General features: G+C 33.0%; 1 protein-coding gene. It reads left to right on the top strand.

Annotated features, from left to right (window positions below):
• Window positions 1-354: 354 nt before the first annotated feature.
• The gene (locus Xsze_RS21390; RefSeq protein ID WP_099134078.1) at window positions 355-1,248 is read left to right on the top strand and encodes a hypothetical protein; all 894 of its coding nucleotides are present in this window, start codon (window positions 355-357) and stop codon (window positions 1,246-1,248) included.
• Window positions 1,249-1,343 lie beyond the last annotated feature (95 nt).

Here is a 1,343-nt window from a genome sequence, read left to right as displayed (position 1 = left end):
ACACCCCGCGAGACTATTTTTCTGACGAGATTAAAAGGGAAAGACACCGGAAGGAATGAGTTTTAGATGCCCTTTGGGCATGGAAGGCTGCTCACCAGAAGTTACCGGGGATACTGTCGTCGAACCGCCGATACAAAGGGGGACTGAATCGGGGAGCACGACCCCCCCTTTCCCTGCTAATCGGGCTTTCAGTGACTCAGTAGTCTGATGCTCGGAGACAAAAGAAATGTTCGGCTGGCACGGTAAATTTGATCTAGTTCCCAATAATTCAGGAAAACTAAAGAAAAAGTAAGTTAATCCGATAATATATAAACTGAAATTTTTTATAACATAAAATATAAATGGAGTTATAAAATGAAATTTGATCCACGATTAAGAACATGGGTTGAAGATGATTTTGATTATGAAGTAAATTTCAAAAAACAAATGAATTGCATTAATTATAAAGATCTTGAAAGTCAACTAAAGGAAAATGTAGAGTATCATGTGTTATTAGATCAGAATGAAGCTATTATTTTTTTGAAAGAATTAGGAAGTGATTTAAAATCAATTATTAATAGTAATATTTTCCCAATAACAGATGTTTTATCAAATTTCGCCGCAAATATAAAAGATATTCCTGGTGTTTTAAAAGTTGCGGAAAATTTTAAACCTATAAATATTGGAATATTTTCTCATATAATAAATGAACTAAAAGGAAAGGGAATAAAAGCTATAGAATATTTAGGTAAAAATGGGGAAAGATATATAAAGATAACTGATCATCCAGGTATTAGGAAGTATTTAAACTCGACAAGATATCTTATAAAAAATAAAAAAATAATGGAGGTTGGGATAGGTTCTGTAGCTATGGAAAGTAGTGTTGTTTCAGGAGCTAGATTTGGTATTATATTTTCAGCTGGATATAGAGCTGTTGAATTACTCCTTAAGGATGAGTATACCTTAACTAATTTTTTTGTTAATTTATCAATGGATATGGCTAAGTTAATTGTAGCAACAACAATAGCTAGGTTGGTAGTAACAGCAGCTACTTCACTCATTATTACCACCACCTTAAGTGCTACTGCTATAGCTTTCGGTGTTTTCGTCGTTGGAGCAATTGTTGTCTGGGGGTTAATGGAACTAGATAATAAATTTAAAATCAGTGAATCTATAATTCAAAGATTAAAAGAGCATAAGGCAAAGCCTCCTACACCTTATCATCCTGATCAATTTTTCAATATGTTGGGACGGTATTCACGTGGTTAATAAAAATGATCCATCAAAAGTAAAAATATTTATTGCTGCACTTATATTTATGGGTGCCTCTATAATTGGAGCTATAGCATCAATTATAGATTATC

This window comes from Xenorhabdus szentirmaii DSM 16338 (assembly GCF_002632585.1).
GTDB lineage: Bacteria > Pseudomonadota > Gammaproteobacteria > Enterobacterales > Enterobacteriaceae > Xenorhabdus > Xenorhabdus szentirmaii.
Note: the sequence above shows the minus strand (reverse complement) of the source record. Positions and strands in the feature narration are given on the sequence as shown.